This window comes from Rhizobium sp. P32RR-XVIII (assembly GCF_012641395.1).
Taxonomy (GTDB): domain Bacteria; phylum Pseudomonadota; class Alphaproteobacteria; order Rhizobiales; family Rhizobiaceae; genus Rhizobium.
Genome location: NZ_JABAIH010000005.1, coordinates 37,091 through 52,087, shown reverse-complemented (window position 1 = coordinate 52,087; position 14,997 = coordinate 37,091). Strand labels below are relative to the sequence as shown.

The 14,997-nt window shown below is 62.0% G+C and carries 11 protein-coding genes; 8 read left to right on the top strand and 3 right to left on the bottom strand.

Features of this window, described 5'->3' with window-relative positions:
- Positions 1–2: 2 nt before the first annotated feature.
- Genes icmH through HGP14_RS16150 form a run of 7 tightly spaced genes read left to right on the top strand, consistent with a single transcriptional unit; the run spans position 3 to position 9,388 of the window.
- The gene (gene icmH / locus HGP14_RS16180; RefSeq protein WP_168830890.1) at positions 3–1,325 is read left to right on the top strand and encodes a type IVB secretion system protein IcmH/DotU; all 1,323 of its coding nucleotides are present in this window, start codon (positions 3–5) and stop codon (positions 1,323–1,325) included.
- A gap of 1 nt (position 1,326) precedes the next feature.
- The gene (gene tssM, locus HGP14_RS16175) at positions 1,327–4,854 is read left to right on the top strand and encodes a type VI secretion system membrane subunit TssM (RefSeq protein ID WP_168830889.1); all 3,528 of its coding nucleotides are present in this window, start codon (positions 1,327–1,329) and stop codon (positions 4,852–4,854) included.
- The gene (gene tagF, locus HGP14_RS16170; protein ID WP_168830888.1) at positions 4,836–5,381 is read left to right on the top strand and encodes a type VI secretion system-associated protein TagF; all 546 of its coding nucleotides are present in this window, start codon (positions 4,836–4,838) and stop codon (positions 5,379–5,381) included. The genes tssM and tagF overlap by 19 nt, the downstream gene beginning before the upstream one ends.
- Positions 5,381–6,481: a DUF2169 domain-containing protein gene (locus HGP14_RS16165; RefSeq protein WP_168830887.1), complete on the top strand. Its 1,101-nt coding sequence runs from the start codon at positions 5,381–5,383 to the stop codon at positions 6,479–6,481. Before tagF ends, HGP14_RS16165 begins: the two co-directional genes overlap by 1 nt.
- Positions 6,478–7,500 (top strand): 3-oxoacyl-ACP synthase, encoded by a 1,023-nt coding sequence (locus HGP14_RS16160; protein ID WP_168830886.1) that lies wholly within the window; start codon positions 6,478–6,480, stop codon positions 7,498–7,500. The genes HGP14_RS16165 and HGP14_RS16160 overlap by 4 nt, the downstream gene beginning before the upstream one ends.
- 44 nt (positions 7,501–7,544) lie before the next feature.
- The gene (locus HGP14_RS16155; RefSeq protein WP_312862139.1) at positions 7,545–8,456 is read left to right on the top strand and encodes a DUF4150 domain-containing protein; all 912 of its coding nucleotides are present in this window, start codon (positions 7,545–7,547) and stop codon (positions 8,454–8,456) included.
- Complete coding sequence (locus HGP14_RS16150; RefSeq protein ID WP_168830884.1) at positions 8,456–9,388, top strand: hypothetical protein; 933 nt, start codon at positions 8,456–8,458, stop codon at positions 9,386–9,388. The genes HGP14_RS16155 and HGP14_RS16150 overlap by 1 nt, the downstream gene beginning before the upstream one ends.
- Here the strand turns inward: HGP14_RS16150 and HGP14_RS16145 are convergent.
- The 3 genes from HGP14_RS16145 to HGP14_RS16135 are packed head-to-tail and all read right to left on the bottom strand — an operon-like array spanning position 9,381 to position 12,510.
- Complete coding sequence (locus tag HGP14_RS16145) at positions 9,381–9,767, bottom strand: hypothetical protein (protein ID WP_168830883.1); 387 nt, start codon at positions 9,765–9,767, stop codon at positions 9,381–9,383. The genes HGP14_RS16150 and HGP14_RS16145 overlap by 8 nt on opposite strands.
- Positions 9,767–10,192, bottom strand: coding sequence for a DUF6484 domain-containing protein (locus HGP14_RS16140; protein WP_168830882.1), 426 nt, complete (start codon positions 10,190–10,192; stop codon positions 9,767–9,769). The genes HGP14_RS16145 and HGP14_RS16140 overlap by 1 nt, the downstream gene beginning before the upstream one ends.
- Before the next feature lie 11 nt (positions 10,193–10,203).
- Positions 10,204–12,510, bottom strand: coding sequence for a type VI secretion system Vgr family protein (locus tag HGP14_RS16135; protein WP_168830881.1), 2,307 nt, complete (start codon positions 12,508–12,510; stop codon positions 10,204–10,206).
- A gap of 314 nt (positions 12,511–12,824) precedes the next feature.
- Between HGP14_RS16135 and HGP14_RS16130 the strand changes: the two genes are divergently transcribed.
- Entirely contained in the window at positions 12,825–14,969 is a 2,145-nt protein-coding gene (locus tag HGP14_RS16130) for a caspase family protein (protein ID WP_168830880.1), read from the top strand.
- Positions 14,970–14,997 lie beyond the last annotated feature (28 nt).

The window sequence follows — 14,997 nt, the reverse complement described above, 5'->3', positions numbered from 1 at the left end:
CCATGGCAAGTGAGGATCCATTCGGCCTGTCGGAAGATCAGGGCCGCACGCGCATCCGTCCCGCCCCACCGGGCGCAGTGCCGGTTGTTCCCACCGGCACCGTGGCGAGGCGTGCGCGATCCCATCCCAACACGCTGATCAACGCTTTCGCAACGCTGCTGGAATTTGCACCGGAACTCGAAAATGCATTGCCACCCGGCAATCCGGAAGCGCTGCGAACCAGACTGATGGAGGAGCTTGTTTCGGCGCGCGATGCAGCCGTTGCCTCCGGCGCAAGCCTGGCGCAGGCAGATGCGGCCGCCTGGGCTGTCGCCTCCCTGCTCGACGACCTGGCGCTCAACACGCCTTGGGGCGGCTCCAGCGCCTGGCCGCGCCAGCCGCTGGTCGTCATGCTCCGCGGCGACGTGGATGCCGGAGCGCAGTTCTTCGCCAGGCTGGAGGAGCTGGAGCGTTATCCGGGCCGCGACCGCGAATTGCTGGAGCTGCAGTACTTCTGCCTGGCGCTGGGTTTCCGCGGCAAGTATAGGGTGCCGGGGCGTGCAGGCGATCGCTCCATCAGCGCCGTCCGCGCTGCCGCCGCTCGCTTCTTGCGGGACGCGGATGCCGAAGGTGCGCCGCTCTCGCCCAGATGGGAGGGTGTCACGGCAGCGGACGAGCCTTCCCGCTTTGCCGTTCCGATCTGGGTGCTCGCAGTCGTGGCCGTGGCGCTCGCGACCGCGATTTACATGCTGCTGTCGATGCGGCTGGGCTCCAGGGCGGAAGAGCTTGCCACGCTCGTTCGGGCGCTACCGCCGCCGGAGCGCGCCGAAATCTACCGCCCGGAGAAACGCACGCCGGCACCCGATGCGCCGCGGGTCGAACCTGTCGTCCTCCAGTTGCTGCCGGAATTCCGCGCCGCCGCACCTCCTGCGCTTCTGCCGGCCCTTAAAGGCAATGAAACCGCCTCTGCAGTCACACTCCTGCTTCAGTCGAGCACTCCGGAGCTTTTCCCGTCTGCCCGGGCCGAATTGACGAAAGGCTTCGAACCGCTCGTCGCCTCCATCGCCGCCGTTCTAAAGGACAATGCTGACCTGATCAGAAGCGTCAGGATCATCGGGCACACCGACAATGTTCCGCTCCAGCCCGCCAATCCCCTGTCCAACAACCAGCGCCTCTCCGAGGCGCGCGCTGCAACGATTGCCGCCTTACTGCGCGCCAGCGGCCTTCCGCCTGAGCGCTTGAAGTCGGAAGGACGTGCGGCAACGCAGCCTATTGCCGGAAACGACACTCGTGAAGGCCGGGCTGCCAACCGCCGCATCGAGCTCCTGATCGAGAAGGGGCTTTGAGATGGCGATCTTCCGCTTCCTCTGGGCAATCCTGACCTCCCGCTGGCTCTGGACCTTCATCGGGCTCGTGCTGCTGTCGCTGATTATCTGGATCTTCGGCCCGATCGTCAGCGTCGGAGAGAGCGCGCCTTTAGAGTCAGAGACGGTGCGACTGGTCATTATCGGCCTTCTCTTCCTCCTGTTTCTCATATGGTGGATCACGGCACAACGCCGGGCGATCAAGGCCAATCGCATTTTCGTTTCCGAAATCGCCGCTCCACCGGCAGCGCCACCAAGCCCGGCTGAAGAAGGCGTCGCCACCGTGGGCGCAAAGTTCCGGGAGGTGATGGCGGAGCTGAAGCGCCAGAAAATCGGCGGCCGAAAGTTTCTTCGGGAGATGCCCTGGTACGTGATCATCGGCCCACCGGCGACCGGCAAGACAACGGCGCTGCGGCAGTCTGGACTGAGCTTTCCCATCGATCTCTCCGACGATTTGCATGGCGTGGGCGGGACGCGCAACTGCGACTGGTTCTTTACCGAAGAGGCGGTGCTGATCGACACCGCGGGCCGCTACGTTCAACAGGAAAGCCAGCCCGACGTCGATGCAGCGGAATGGCTGGGCTTCCTCGATCTTCTGAAAAAGCACCGCGGCCGGCGAGCCCTGAACGGGGTCATCGTGGCACTCGCCATCGACACGCTTTCGGAAGGCGACGCGGCCATTCGGGCACATGGCCGCCAGATCCGCAAACGGTTGACCGAACTTCAGGAGCGGCTTGAGATCCGCCTGCCCGTCTATCTGATGCTGACCAAGGCCGATCTGATAAAGGGCTTCGAGACGTTCTTCGGCGGTCTCTCGACGGCCGATCGCGAGCAGGTTTGGGGAGCGACCTTCCCGCCCGGCGCACGCATCGACGGCAGCGAGGTCACACGGGAACTCGCAGCTTTGGCTGGCGTGCTCGAACGTCGCCTCGTTCCCCGTCTCGAAGGCGAAGAAAACCTTACCGCCCGTGCGGAGATCTTCCGCTTCCCGGCACAGGTCGAGAGTCTTTCCGAGCCTATTCGCGTGCTGGTCGAAACCGTATTCGGTGAAAGCCGCTATGCCGAAAGCGCCTGGTTGCGCGGTATCTATCTGACCTCCGCTACACAGGAAGGCACCGCAATCGACCGGCTGACGGCGGCACTCGCTTCCTCCTTCGGCCTCCCGGCACAGCCTGCCGCGCCGATGCTGCGGGTTGAGAAGCGCAGTTTCTTCCTGAAGGACCTGCTCACGAAAGTGATCTTCAAGGAGGCCGGCCTCGGCACATTCGATCCTGCGGCAGAGGAACGGCGCATCTGGATATGGCGCGGCGCTGCCGTGGCTGCCGCAGCATTGGTTGTCGTCGCCGGTCTGTTGTTTACGGTTTCCTATCGGAAAAATAACGCCGCTCTAGCGGCGCAGGCCGAACAGCTCGAGGCCCTGCAGCTTCCGCTCACTCCGGTTGCTGCACGTCAGGCGCCGCTGGAACCACTCGATCTGGATGTGGCGCTCGAAGCCTCGACCGAAGTAGCGAATGCCCGTACCGAGCCGCCAGGCGGGATAGCTGCCTTGATCGGCCCTTCAGCCGCAACCGAAATCAGGCAGGCGCAGACCGACGCCTACGATCGATCGCTGCGCAACATCCTGGAACCACGCATGGTCGCCCTGCTCGAGGCGACGATGTGGCGTCAGATCCGCGACCCGGAATTCCTGCTCGGCGCATTGAAGACGTACCGTATGATGACCGGCTTGTCGCCGATGGACCCCGATTTCGCCAAGCAATGGTGGACGGAGCGGCTGCCGGAATTCGCGCCCGTGCCCCCCTTCCGGACCGATATGGCCGCCGACCACCAACTCGCCGCGATCGACAACATGGCGGCGGATCAAGCTCTTATCCAGCCCGATGAGGCGCTCGTGAGCGAAGCATTGCGCAGCATCTGCTCGATCCCGCTTCCGGTGCGCGCCTATAATGCACTGCTCTCGGACCCGGATGTCAGAGCGCTTAAGGATTGGATTCCGGCGGACCATGTCGGCCCGAACGGCCTGAAGGTTCTTGCCCGGCGCTCGGACAAGACGCTTCGGGTAGGAATCAGCGGCGCCTTCACCTATGACGGCTTCCACAACGTGATCCTTGCGCGGCTGGAGGACGTCGCCACCCAGGCTGCGCTCGATCGCTCCGTCTTCGCCGGCGGCTGCTCGGAAAGCGCCAGCCCGTCGGTCGCCGCGCTTTCGCAGGACATCCTGAAGCTCTACTACGACGACTACATCGCCAAGTGGGACGGCTTCCTGCGCGACGTCAGGCTCGCACCGCTGGTGGACCTGCAGACGGCAAGCGAAAATCTCAAGGATCTCTCCAGCGCAGACTCCTCGATGAAGCGGCTGCTGAACGCCATCGTGCAGGAAACGGAACTCACCCGTTCCGAAGATGATGCCACCGGCAAAGTGCCTCCGGCGGCAACTTCCAAGCTCCTGTCCAAGCTCGGCAAGATCGGCAAGCTTGCCAAGACGGGCGTGAAACTGATGCCCGCCGGCTCCAAGGCCGACGTGGATCTCTCCGGCGCGCCGGTTGCCGAGCATTTCAAGCCCATCAAGGGCGCAATCGCCGAGGTCGACGGCCAGCCTCCAGCACTCAATGACGCCGTCGCGGCGCTGACCGCACTCTCGAACATGCTGCAGACGGTATCGGCAAGCCCCGATGCCCAGGATGCCATAAAGCGGCAAGGCGGTCTGGCCGAACTGACAGGGGCTGTCGCAAAACAGTCCATCACCCTCCCCGACCCGCTGGACGACTGGCTGGCCGGCATCGCCGGCGATACGAGTGGCATTACAACGAAAGCGGTCACCTCGGAACTCAACGCCATCTGGCGCGCCGATGTGTTGCCTTTCTGTCAGGCGGCGCTGGCGAACCGCTATCCGTTCGTTCCCGACAGCGCAATTGATGTCAATGTCGTCGACTTTGCGCGCGTCTTTGGCCCGGGCGGGCTGATTGACAGCTTCATAAACAATCAGCTCGTCACCTACGTCGACATGACCCGTCATCCCTGGAAATGGCGCGCCGACATCCGGCTCGATTCATCGGCTCTAGCGGCGCTAGAGCAGGCCCGGCTGATCCGCGATAGCCTTTTTCCTGGCGGGGCCGGACCGATCCTGACCTTTACGCTGGAGCCCAAGGATCTTTCGCCGACAGTCGGCCGCGTGACGCTGAACGTCGACGGCCAGAGCCTCACCTATTTCAACAACCCAACGCGCCCACAGCCAATGACGTGGCCGGGCAAGGACGGGACCGGGGTGATTACCCTCGCCTTCCAGCCGCTCGACGGCTCGCCGGAAGTGATGGTCAGCGAGAGCGGGAGCTGGGCTTTCCTACGGATGCTGCGCGCCGGCCGGCTGAGCGGGACCGAGCTTCCAGAACTTTACAAGCTGCGGCTTGCCGCCCAGGGCCACTACGCCGATTTCGAGCTTCGGGCCGCCAGCGTGGCCAATCCCTACGACTTGAAAATGTTTGCGAGGTTCTCATGCCCGACGCGGCTTTGATCCTGCCAGGTTTCTTCGGAAAACTGCCCGCGATGGGAGATTTCGTTACGCGCGGTCTGCCGGCATCCTTCGTCGGCCCGTGGGACCGCTGGATCACCCGGCATCTGGTTCATCGATTTTCGCAAGGTGCGATGTCCTCCCATCCGGTCTTGCGGTTTCTTCTCGGACCCGAAGGATTCGGACCGATGACCGGCGTGGTGATGGCAAGCGCCGATCCCGCGGGCCGCCGGTTTCCGCTGACCATCGCCGCCGCACCCCCGACCGCCACCACCGAAATCACCACGCTCACCGCAGACTGGTTCGATGCACTGGAAGCTGCAGGAAAGTCTGCGCGCGACGGCGAGACGGACGGCGATGGCCTGGCTGCCCGCCTTGCGTCCCTGCCCTATCCCGCGATCGCGGCATCCGGCGACCTGATCCGTGGCATGGCCTTATGGACGGGCCAGTGCAAGCCAATCGAGATCGACCCCGGCGCACCAGAATCAGCGCTCCGCCACCTCTTCCCCGAAGGTCTGGAGGCGAGCTGATGCAGATCTGGAACCAGACCGGCTTTCCAACCGAATTCACGATGGGGATGGACAAGGAAGGCCGCGAGTACATCGTCGTCGTCGTCAAGGGAACCTTCGACTTTCCCGAAACGCCGGGTGGCCCCGTGCAAAAGTCACCGACGCAGGTGCCACTGGTGATGGCCGACACGCATACCGGTGAACCGGGTTTTTCGGCCACCCTCTGGGAAACCGACTTCGCCTTCCGAAAGCCGCGCTGCGACGTCATCGCCAACGGATGTGCCTATGCTCCCGGGGGGCGTCCGGCCGATCGTGTCAGTGTCGGAATCAAGGTCGGCACCTGGTCAAAGGTCTTCGACGTGGTCGGGCATCGCGAATGGCGCGCCCGTGGACCGGTCTTCGTCGCCACCAGCCCGCAACCGTTCCTGCGCCAACCTTTCTCCTACGACACTGCCTGGGGCGGCACCGACCGCCTCGACCCGGACGACAGGTTTCCGGCAAGCTACCGGCTCAACCCCATCGGCAGAGGGTGGGCGCGGCCGAAGAACCAGCATCTGATCCCCGGCCTCCCCCTTCCCAACACCCAGGCCATAGGCGAGGACATCCGTTCACCGTTCGGCGACTATCGCCCGATGAGCTTCGGCCCGTACGGACGGGGATGGCCGGGCCGCATCGAATATGGCGGCACCTACGACCAGAACTGGATCGACAACATCTTCCCGTTTCTGCCGCCGGATTTCGACGAGCGCTACTTGCAGATGGCGCCGCCCGACCAGCAGATAGAGTATCCGAAGGGCGGCGAGGAGGTGATGCTCGTGAATCTGACGCCAGCGGGGCGCGAGAGCTTCCGGCTGCCGGCCACCAGTCTTCCGATGGCTTTGTTCAAGGGCCGTGACAAAGCCTTCGAGAGCGCGATACCGCCCGACACTATTTTGTTAGATCCGGAGAACCGGCGCTTTTCGCTGGTCTGGCGCGTGTCGCAGCGCATCCACCGGACAATCCTCGACTTCAGCGAATGCTGGGTCGGCCCGCCGACCCAATCCATGCTGAGGGCGCGTGCCACGGGCCGCGCCTTCGTGCGCGCGAGCAGTGCGCCTCTGCCGGAGGAGGAAGAGGCATGACCGCCCCGATCGACATCGTCTCGATCGGCATGGCGACGGCGGTCGGCCTTGACGCGCCCTCTGCCTGCGCGGCGATGCGGGCGCGCCTCGACGGCTTTCAGGAGACGCGTTTTCTGGGACAGGGCGGAGATTGGCTGATTGGAGCGCCCGTGCCGCTGCCGCGCAACTGGGTTGGCGAAAAGCGCATGGCCCATCTCGCTGCAGGCGCCATTTGCGAGGCTTTCGAGGCCTTACCCGAAGCCCGCGGTCAGACCGCGCTCATCCTTTGTCTTGCCGAGGAGGGTCGAATTGGCCGCCCCGCCCCCGAGGGTGCACGCCTGCTCCAGCGCATAGCGGAGATCGTGGAAAGTCCGCCGCATGGCCGCTCGAGGATTGTGCCCCATGGTCGTCCCTCGGGGCACGTCGCCCTAGAACAGGCACGCCGCATAGTGGCGGCGGGCGAAGCGCCCTACGTGATGATCGCTGGCGTCGACAGTTATCTGACGGCAGAGGCTGTCTCTTATTATCTTGCCGACAAACGCCTGCTGACTGCGGACAATCCGAATGGCTTCATCCCCGGGGAAGCCGCGGCAGCCGTGCTTTGCACCCGTTCGCAAAACAGCGGCCTTGGTCTGTCTGGGCTCGGCCTCACCCGCGAGCAGGCATTCATCTACAATGCGGAGGATCTGCCGTTGCGGGGCGACGGCATGACCTCGGCCTACCGCGCCGCACTTCAGGACGCCGGCATGGAGATGAACCGGGTAGGCTACCGCATCGCCGATCTCGTCGGCGAGCAGTATTGGTTCAAGCAATCCGCCTTGGCGAGCCTGCGCCTGCTGCGCGGCCGGCATGAATTCCAGGACATCTGGTCGCCCGGAGAAAGCCTCGGCAATGTCGGCGCGGCCGCCGTGCCCATGATGATCGGCATGGCTTTCACCGCCGCCCGCAAGGGCTATGCCGCCGGCAATCCGGTTCTGATCGAAGCTTCTAGCGATTCCGGCGCCTGCGGCGCCGCGATCCTGGCGGCGAGGGCCGCGTAATGTCGAACGTTTTCGCCAACGGGCTTGAAATTTCTGGAAGGGCCGTGAACGCCAGAACCATCGCGGTTTTCCCGGATACCTGCTTCACCCCGCCCGAGAACCCGGCAACGCCACCCGGGGTGCCGATCCCCTACCCAAGCTTCGGATTTGCCAGCGACACCGAAAAGGGCACAGGTACGGTCAAGATCGGCGGCCAGACCGTCAACATCAAGAACAAGTCCGACCTGTCGAGAACGTCCGGCACCGAGGCAGGCTGCGCCGCCAAGAAGGGCATCATCACATCGAACAACACCGGCAAGGAATATTTCAACAGCTGGTCGAACGATGTGAAGTTTGATGGCGAACCGGTCATCCGCTTCACCGATCTCGCCACCAACAATCATTCCTCCCCAGGCCCCAACACGGTCACATGGCCTCATATGGCCGGACTGACCGCCGGGGGACAGGACTGCGAAACCCTGCTCAACAAATACCAGATCCGGCTCCATCAGCATTCGAAGGCCGACTGCCCTGCGGGACAAGAATCCGAACACTTTGTTCGCGTTGGGTGCTTCCAGAGCAGCCGTAAGCAGAACAAATCCTTTACGCGATGGAAGGAGTACGACAACCAGACCGCCCCGTGCATCTGCATGCGCTCTCGAAAGCACAAGAAAGGTGGTGGCTTCCAGCGCGGCGACGGCAGCAAGAAAGGAACGCCCCACAACTTGAAGACCAATCAAGAAGCCGCATTCTTCCGAAAGGAAAAGAAGAGACGCAGGAAGCCTTCGCTCAAGAATGCGATGGAAAAGTCCCTTGACGCAGTACGGAAGAACGAACCCGCGATCAAGAACGCGCCGAAGAAGGATGCCGACGACATGATTGAATGCTTGCGGCTCGTGATGATAAACTATCTCCAGGACGTGGTCCGACCGAAGAAGACGCAGACCGAACTGAATGCTATGACGGTAGGTAGGTGATGACGGACGATCCAGAGCCGCGTCTCGACGACTATCCGCTTGACGAGATTGATATCGAGGCAATTAACGCCTTCCACCTGGGGAGAAATCTCTTCTCGGCATCTGTTCAGCTCAGCGACAAGAACGACGAGGCGGGACGGTCGTTCCTGCTGCGGATGTCGCTTGACGACCAGATTCGTCAGGAGGTGCTGCTGGACATCGACGACCTCATTCTCTCGCATGTCAGCCTGTCCGAGCGCGAGCATATCGCCTTGCAGGTCGGTGGAACCACCCATCACATTCGCAACGGCACCGTTGCGATCGGCGAAGGTCCGGAGGCGTTCACCAACAAACTCTGGCATCTCGACGAAAAGACCACCTATCTATACGGCGACGAAGGAACTGTATGCGTCGCACAGGGCACCGAATGGGTACCGATCGATACAGGGACCTCGGCTTTCCTGCGCGCCATGCACGGTCCGACATTGAACCTGATCCACGTAGCTGGCGATCACGGGACACTGCTGCGCCTCGATGGCACTCGCTGGCGTCCGATCCCTCTCGGCTTCAACCACAGCATCTCGGCCTTGCAGGTCGCGCGTAATGCTGACGTGTATCTCGGCTGCGAGAACGGATTCTGTGCCCGCTACGCGAATGAGGAACTCACCGAGATCGCCGGACCGGGTACACAGATATACTCGATATGCGAGTTCGCCGGCAATCGGTACTGGGGAGATGACGAGTACGGCCTTTACATCCAGAAAGGGATGGAACTCGTGCCGTTCAGATCACTCGGCTTCGTTTATGCAATGGAAGCGACCGAGGCCTATCTCGTCGCCGTGGGCTGGAAAGAAGTCTTCACGTTCAACGGAAAGGAGTGGTCAGGGGTCGAGTTTGGCTATGACGGAAATCTATTCGTTCGCCGGATCGATATGACCCGTGAGTTCATGTGATCTGCGGATCGGACGGCGTTCGGCGCCCGCCTATCCCCGGCGTCTCCAGAGTCACTCTCAAGTAATGTCTGACCTTGTCGAGATCGAGTTCGCGAATCCGCATGTCCGGTGGGCCAGACAGCATCCGCACCACGAACAACTCCCCAGCCTCGGGAAACTCCGCGTACCGCTCCTTCGCGATCTCCAGCCCCGCCTCTCCCGCCACCCGCAGCCCGTCCAGATGCGCCTCCAGCCGCTCGACCAGCCGGGCAAGTCGCTCCTCGTCCATGTCGGGGTTCTCGTCCGGATGGAGCAGGTGGTGGTCGTAGACCGTCCACAGGAATGCCGCCATCTCAGCATGCTGGCGGACGATTTCGCGAAGAACAGGTACAGCAGGCATCAGTTGAGGTTCACCGATCCGCCACGAATGCGGTTTGCGGCACTGGCGTGGCTGGTCACATAAGTGCCGCGGATGGTGATATGGCCGTCCTTTTCCATGATGATCGTGGCCTTGCCGCAACGAAGCTCGATGCGCTCCTCGCCGATGATCCGCACGCGCTCGCCATCACGAATGACATTTGGCGTCGAAGACCGCCGCGCCGGCTCCACGATCCGGCCGACGATCAGCGGCCGCGTCGCGTCTCCGCCTTCGAAAAGCAGCGCGACCTCGGCACCGATCATTGCTGACGTAAGGTCGGCCAGGCTCCGCGCCGGCAATGCAGTCTCCTGGGGATTGCCGGGAAAGACCACCAGCGGCACGCCGGCGTCGAAACCCAGCAACACGCCGATCACCACTCCTTCGATACGTTCCCGTGTTTCGGACATCTGAATGCCCCTCAATTATGACTGATCTTGCTGCCCTTCCAAACGACCTCGCCCGAAGCCTTTCCGTTGAACTTGCCCTTGGCGTTGACCGAAATATCCTTGCCGCTGATCGAGATCGTACCGTCCTTTTTCATTGAAATGGCCGCCGAGCCGCACTTGATGACAACCGAGTCGCCGGCGTCGATCAGCAGATCCTTTCCGATCTTGATCAGCCCGTCCTCACCGACCTCGACGGCACTTCCCTTGGTGACCTTCACCACCCGAGCCCCGCTGATCTCGGTCGTGTCGTCTTCGCCGATCTTCGCGCTCCGGCTTTTGCCGATCGTGCTTGTCTGTCCGCTACCAATCTCGATGCTCTGGTCAGTGCCGATATCCCAGCTGTCGGACGTTCCGATGTCATGACTCTGGCTGATGCCGACGCTGACCGACCGAGTCGCGCCGATGGTGTTCATCTGTGCCGCCCCAACCGTTCTGGTCTCGGCGGCCCCGACCGTATCGATCCGGGCCGCACCGACGGTGACCGTCTGGACGATGCCGACCGTCTGCGTGTGGTTGGAACCGATCGTCTCGCTGGAATTTGCGCCGATGCCGATCGTCTCGTCCGCGCCGACAGTCAGAGAGCGGTTGATGCCCACCGTCTCGGTGTCGTTGGACCCAATATTGACGGTGCGGTCGACGCCGACCTTTGTCGTCTTGTTGTTGCCGACGTCCTCGTCGAGGTTCACGCCGACGGAGTGCTTGGCGTTGTTGTCGATGCGGTCCGACTGGTCGTGCTGGACCAGCTTGCCGCGGTCGTTCTTGATCAGCAGGTTGTGGTCCTTCTGCGCCTGGAAATAGACCTCTTCCGATCCTGCCTTGTCCTCGAAACGCAGCTCGTTCCAACCACCGCCGCCAGGCGAGGAATTCGTCTTCAACCCGGATTGGGTGGCATTTCCCGGCAGATCATAGGGAGGCATCTCCTTGCCGTTATAAACCCTGCCGGTAATGATCGGCCGGTCGGGATCCCCCTCGAGGAAATCGACGATCACCTCCTGGCCGATGCGGGGGATCTGAATGAAGCCCCAGCTCCCTCCGCCCCAGGTTTGCGAGACCCGGACGAAGCAGGAACTGTTCTGGTCCTTCTTGCCGAGGCGGTCCCAGTGAAACTGCACCTTCACCCGCGCATACTTGTCCGTGAAGATTTCCTCACCCGAAGGACCGACCACGGTCGCGGTCTGCGGACCCCGCATGATCGGCCGGGGCGTGGCCCGCGGCGGCCGGTAAGTGACGGAGGTCGGAGCGACCTGGAGCGCCGCGTGGAAGGTTTCCTCTCCAGCATAAGCGGCCGGGCGGTAGCCCGGGTCGAAGAGGCGGTAGTCGGCGCGCAGAACGACATAGTCCGTGTTCTGATCCTTGCGCGGGAAATTCTCCAGTTTGAAGGTGCAGCCCGAGGCCGGTCCCCGCACAGTGCCGGCTGCGGCGATACGCTGATGCGCTGCCTGAATTTCCTCGCGCCGCAGCACGGCAATAGCGTCGCCGCGGCCCACGGTCAGATGCGCTCCGGGATGACGATAATGCTCTCCTTGAGCTTCGGAGTGAGCGAAGGGCTGCGCCGATTGCGCCATCAGGTCAGCGCCCGGCTTCGTAAAGTCATAGTCCGTATGAGCATAAGTGCCCGGGTGGACGGAGCTGGTTGCCACCCATTCCGTGATATACTCCTGGTCCCGGCGCACTGGTTCGCCCTCGGCGCGGAACTTGACCGTCGCATAACCCGGCGCAGGCTTCAGCTTGTTCATGGCGTCGGCGAGAATGAGGGTGTGCTCCCCGTCGCCATATTCGAAGAAATACATGATACCTTCGTGCTCAAGCAGCCGCTGCACGAAGTCCAGGTCGGTTTCGTCATACTGGACACAGTATTCCCGCGCCTCATAGGAACCCTGCAGCCGCTTCTCGAACTTGGCCGACTTGTATTTCGAGAAAACCTGCTCGACAATTTCCACGACACTCATGTTCTGGAAGATGCGGCAGTCGGTGGTATTACCCAGCAGCCAAAGCCAGGGCCGCAGCTCCGCTTCGTAATAGGCAAACCCTTCTTCGATACGGGTCAGGCGAAAGTCTGAAACGAGCCCGCTGAACCACCGCTTCGGGTCTCCGGCCTCGCCCTCAACCGAAATTGGTTTTCCAAGGAGCTTCAGCGCGTCGGCGTTTGCGTCGGAGCTGATGAACCCGACGGTGAAAGCAAAACACCTGCTGATCTCGTCATGGCCGACGAGGTGCGTGAAGGTCAGCGTCGCGGGCTCAAGCGGCGTCTGGACGATTGTCTTGCGTTCTTCAGCCATTCGGAGAGTGCCCCTGTCTCGTGACGCCGGCAGTCCTGGATCATGAACTTACCATAAAGACCTGCCACCTCGAAAGACGCATCGCCATTGCACCAGGTCTATACTCTCCGGGCGAAGTATTGACGCGGATGATTTTACACCGCCACGAAGGGATGCCGATGCCGGCCCGCCCTACGCCCTACGCCCTACGCCCTTCGCGTGTCGCTGCTAGCTTGATCTTTTCCCGCATGCGAAGCCGCAAAAATTGCATTACTATAGAGGCACTAGTTCTTCCGCTCATCAGACATCGAAGTCACCAACCAGGCTTACCTGTCATGACGCAAAGAAGTTCTTACTTCCGACTGAAATGGACGTTCGTGATCCCGCTGCTGGCGCTGTTCTTGATGGCGTTCTCGCAGATGGCCCATGCGGAGCGGAGAGCCGCTATCGTGGTGGGGAACGGCGAATACGAATTTGCGCCTCTGGCGAACCCAAAAAACGATTCCAAGCTGATTGCCGCGACGCTCACTGAGCTTGGTTTCGATGTCCTGCTATTCTACGACGTCAGGAAAGCCGCGGTCGGCGACCTCGAAAATGCCATCCGCAGCCATCTTCTCGGTGCCGACCTGGCTATCCTCTATTATGCCGGGCACGCGCTACAGCACGAAGGGCGGAGCCTGCTGCTACCTGTCGATGTACGCACCGGATCGGCTAAAGAAGTCATCGATGACGCCATCGTCCTCAATGATCTCATCGACATCGTCAAGGATGACCCCATCGGCGTCAAACTGGTCATTCTGGACGCCTGCCGCAACAACCCGCTCACCTCCGAAAAAGGACTGCAGCAGGGCCTGGCAAATATGGAGGCCGGTGCCGGTCAGGTTCTCATCGCCTTCGCCACAGGCGCCGGCGAAGTGGCCTATGACGGCACGGGCGTGAACAGCCCCTATTCCTTGGCGCTGGCCAATGCGCTTCAGCAGCCGGGCCTCGATATCTATGACACGTTCAGGACCGTGCGCGGAGACGTGCGCCTCGCGACCAACGGGTCGCAGATACCCTGGATCACGGGTTCGATCGAAACCAAATTCGTCCTGAAGCCGGGCGGCACCGAGAAGCCGGCACCTGCGGTCTCGGCAAGCGACGGGGAGCTGACGATTGATCAGGTCCTCTGGTATTTCATCCAAGACAGCGCGGATCCAACGGATTTCGAACGCTTCGCCAAAGTGTTTCCGAAGAGCCAGCTTGCCGCGGAAGCGCTCAAACGCAGCAGTCTCCAGGTTGCTGCATTGCAGCAGCGTGGGCTGTTTGTCAGCGGCGCACTTGCCGCCACCCCGATTTCCACCGAGCCCCCGCCTTCCAATGAGGCTACGGCAACGGCTGGAGCGGAATTTATTTTTGAGCAGGCCGGAGAGCGCGCCGTGAGCGAGACTTTTCGCATCTGGCCGCGCCAAATGCCCGACACACAAAGCGGCATGAAGACGCTCATGACGGATTGCGATCTATACACAGCCGATCCCAACGATCCTCAACGCGTCGTACCTGGCGTTACGAACGGGCTAGTGAACGTCCGCGACGGGCTGCGCTCCTGCGGCTACGCGCTGGCTGCAGACCCAGGCAATCCCCGCCTGCAGTTCCAGCTGGCCCGCGTCCTCGAAATCGCCAAGCGCTATGACTGGGCGGAGCATTTCTACGAGCTTGCCGCCAAGCAGCAATACAGCGCCGCCCTCGTCAATCTCGGTTACATGGCCCGCGCTGGCATCGGCCGCGAGGTCGATTACAAGCGCGCCTTCGATTTTTACATGCAGGCGGCACCGCTTGGAAATCTCAGAGCAAGGACGAATGTCGGAACCGCCTACATACGCGGTCAAGGCGTGCCGAAGAACCCCGAAGAAGGTATCCTGTGGTACAGACTTGCAGCATCGAGCGGCTGGTCGAATGCGATCACCGCGCTCGGCGACAGCTTCCGCCGCGGTACGGGTGTGAAGAAGGATGATGTGGAGGCAACGAGGCTCTATGCTGCGGCGGCCGATGCCGGTCAGATCGATGCCATGACCAATCTCGGCCGCGCCTATGTCAGCGGCCTGGGTATCAAGAAAGACGTCAAGCGGGGCTTTGATCTGATGATCCGCGCGACGGACATGGGCAACCAGTATGCCCCCCTCTACGCCGCGCGCCTTCTCGTGAAGGGCGAAGGCAACGTTCCGCGCGATGCCAATCGCGCCCTTGCCCTGTTGGAACTGTCAGCACGCCGAGGCTTCGAGGACGCCTATCTCGAACTCGCCAAGGGTTACGCGGAGGGCAGCTTCAGCCGCGGAAAGCCGGATTTGCGGAAGGCATATTTCAACGCAACGCTCGCCACTCGTTTCAAGGTCGAAGAGGCAGAGCAGACCAAGACTTCGGTGGGTGAAAAGCTGAACGCTGACGCGCGACAGGAAATCGAAGGACAGGTCGAACTCTTTGTTCAGCAGAATGGACTCTGAAAATAGGGTGATAGGGACATAGGTAACG

Coding starts and splice junctions, on each gene's coding strand:
- icmH (WP_168830890.1), top strand. CDS start 3: ATGGCAAGTGAGGATCCATTCGGCCTGTCGGAAGATCAGGGCCGCACG.
- HGP14_RS16150 (WP_168830884.1), top strand. CDS start 8,456: ATGACGGACGATCCAGAGCCGCGTCTCGACGACTATCCGCTTGACGAG.
- HGP14_RS16140 (WP_168830882.1), bottom strand. CDS start 10,192: ATGTCCGAAACACGGGAACGTATCGAAGGAGTGGTGATCGGCGTGTTG.
- HGP14_RS16165 (WP_168830887.1), top strand. CDS start 5,381: ATGCAGATCTGGAACCAGACCGGCTTTCCAACCGAATTCACGATGGGG.
- HGP14_RS16135 (WP_168830881.1), bottom strand. CDS start 12,510: ATGGCTGAAGAACGCAAGACAATCGTCCAGACGCCGCTTGAGCCCGCG.
- HGP14_RS16130 (WP_168830880.1), top strand. CDS start 12,825: ATGACGCAAAGAAGTTCTTACTTCCGACTGAAATGGACGTTCGTGATC.
- tssM (WP_168830889.1), top strand. CDS start 1,327: ATGGCGATCTTCCGCTTCCTCTGGGCAATCCTGACCTCCCGCTGGCTC.
- HGP14_RS16160 (WP_168830886.1), top strand. CDS start 6,478: ATGACCGCCCCGATCGACATCGTCTCGATCGGCATGGCGACGGCGGTC.
- tagF (WP_168830888.1), top strand. CDS start 4,836: ATGCCCGACGCGGCTTTGATCCTGCCAGGTTTCTTCGGAAAACTGCCC.
- HGP14_RS16145 (WP_168830883.1), bottom strand. CDS start 9,767: ATGCCTGCTGTACCTGTTCTTCGCGAAATCGTCCGCCAGCATGCTGAG.